The sequence below is a fragment of the Gelidibacter sp. genome (assembly GCF_035577925.1).
Lineage (GTDB): Bacteria > Bacteroidota > Bacteroidia > Flavobacteriales > Flavobacteriaceae > Gelidibacter.
The window spans coordinates 1-2332 of sequence record NZ_DATJCY010000375.1 but is presented as its reverse complement, the minus strand read 5'-3'; the positions used below and the strand labels follow the sequence as shown (position 1 = coordinate 2332).

General features: G+C 39.2%; 2 protein-coding genes. Both read right to left on the bottom strand.

Going from position 1 to position 2332, the window contains the following annotated elements; all coding sequences use genetic code 11:
- Positions 1-1682 (bottom strand): GumC family protein (locus tag VNJ50_RS14275; protein WP_325582969.1); only part of this gene is annotated, 1682 nt, incomplete at its 3' end.
- Positions 1683-1688: 6 nt separating this feature from the next.
- On the bottom strand, positions 1689-2332 hold a 644-nt coding region (locus VNJ50_RS14270; RefSeq protein WP_325582968.1), incomplete at its 5' end, for a polysaccharide biosynthesis/export family protein.

Sequence of the window (2332 nt, the reverse complement as noted above, 5' to 3'; positions counted from 1 at the left end):
ATCAATCCAAGAATAGGAATACTCGACAAGCGCTCCACATCGTCTGAACCATGAATGGTATTGTCCAATAGGAAAATGACGAAAATCAAGAACATTGGAATAAAAAAGCCCAGCATCAATGCCATCATATAATTAAGGCTTTTGTTAGGGCCAATACGGCCGCCACCAATATCTTTGGCCTCATCAATGGTACTGATATCCGATACGTTTGCCGCTTTTACAATAGCTGCTTCGCCACGTTTTGTCAAATAAACATTATAAGCTTCCTGACTGATATTCATCTTACGTTGAATTTTCAGGAATTCTTGTTGGTCTTCCGGCAAATTGCTCAGTTGTGCCTCAAATCGGGCGATATTACTATTTATGGCGTCTAAATTAACACCAATGGTCCGTTTGGTATTGTCTATCGTTTCCAACAACACATTCTTTTCGGCATCAATCTGTCGGTCAATATCCTTAAAAATCACATTGCCTTCTTTAACCGTGTATTCCTTGGTTTGACGCTCGATGGCCAATGCGGTGATTTTGGCAACGCTCGATAAAATATTACCTTCATTGATGCCTACAGATGTTGGCGCGGCAATCTGGGTATAATCGGTTTTGGTGCGCAGATAGGTTTCCAATGAATTGAGATAGTTCAATTTGGTGCGTTCTTCTTCACGTGTTAAATCCAACGCTCTTAATTTTCCTGAAACGATATTCATTTCTTCGGTAACATCAAACAACTTGTTTGCCTTTCTGAATTTGTTCATCTCGTCGGTCACATCTTTCAGATTATCATTGACCGAATTTAAACTGCTATCAATAAATTTGATGGTATTGGTAGCATACAAGTTTTTACGTTCCAGTTCGGTTTTGCTCAAAATAGAAGTCGTGGCATTCAGATAATCCACAATTTTGGCCTTGTTGCTTCCCGCTAAAGACAAGGTCAACACCGATGATGAACTTCCTGAAAACGGTGCAATCGCGACATTGTTTTTATACTGATTAACTATTGAATCAAAATCTAAAAACCTGAGATAATATTGGGCACCCGCTACAATATTCCGACCGTTGCGCTGGGTAATGGTACCATTAAAGAAAGGCAGGTTTATAACTTGTCCAAAACTATAGGTTTGGACAAATTCGCCCGTATTAAAATTCTCATTGTATTTTTCCTTATCGGCATAGCGTTGTGCCGTGAATTCACTTTTATCAAAACTGGCGGACAGTTCAAACTCTTTGTCGTTAATGAACTTAATGCCAATATCTTTCCCTAAAATTTGTCCTTTTGATTTATCTAATGTCACCACAAACGGCGATTTTTTATAGATATCCTCCATCCAATATTTGCCTTGCTGCAGATATTCCATATAATATTGCAAGGAATCGATGACCAATTCATTATGCGTTCGGGTTTTGACGCTGGTCATTACTTTACCAACCTTACCAGAAACACCTCCCCAATTGAACGAAATACTGGTATTGGCCGTGAAAAAAGGATTTTGATCACTTTCTACAGAAATAAGAGAATCTAATTTATAAACATTCTGTTTTCTAACATTAATCAGATAAGCAACCACCAAGGCAAAGGCAATGCTCAAAAGTACAAACTTCCATAAATTGAGCACTTTAAATAAGTATCCCCTAAAGTCGAAATAGGTACCTCTTGGTTCTGAGTAATCCAAATCTTGATCTTCCATAATAAACTACAATCTTGTAATTAATAAAACGGTGGTAGCAAGAAGACTGACTACTGAAACGATCGTGGTGAGCGTATCCCTACCTGTTGTTCCGGTCCCCCAAGTTTTTTGTTTGAGCGGTTTCACATAGATCATATCATTGGGTTGAATATAATAATAGGGGGAATGCATCACATTGACATCGGTCAAATCGAGATGGTGAATTTGCTGTCCTTGCGGATATTGGCGAATGACCATCACATCTTTTCGATCGCCGGTAATAGCTACTTCGCCCACATTGGCAATGGCCTGAAAAATATTAACACGTTCCTGAAATAAGATCTGCGATCCCGGCGAACCTACTTCGCCCATCGCGGTGTAGCGCAATCCTGAAAGTTTTACGGTAATAAACATATTGGCCGTTTCCTTAAATTGTTCCTCCAACAACTTATTTTTAATAAGCTCTTCAATCTCGCTGGTGGTATAGCCTAAAACAGTCAATTGCCCAAGTTCGGGAATTCTAATTCTGCCGTGCGAATCTACGGTAAACCCATCAAAATAAGCTCGCTCGGCAGCACTGGCATTCAAGTTCCCTTCACCTATCGGATTAAAAATACTGACGTTTTCTTGATCGAGTACCTTAATTCGAATGTTTAGAATATCATTAATCT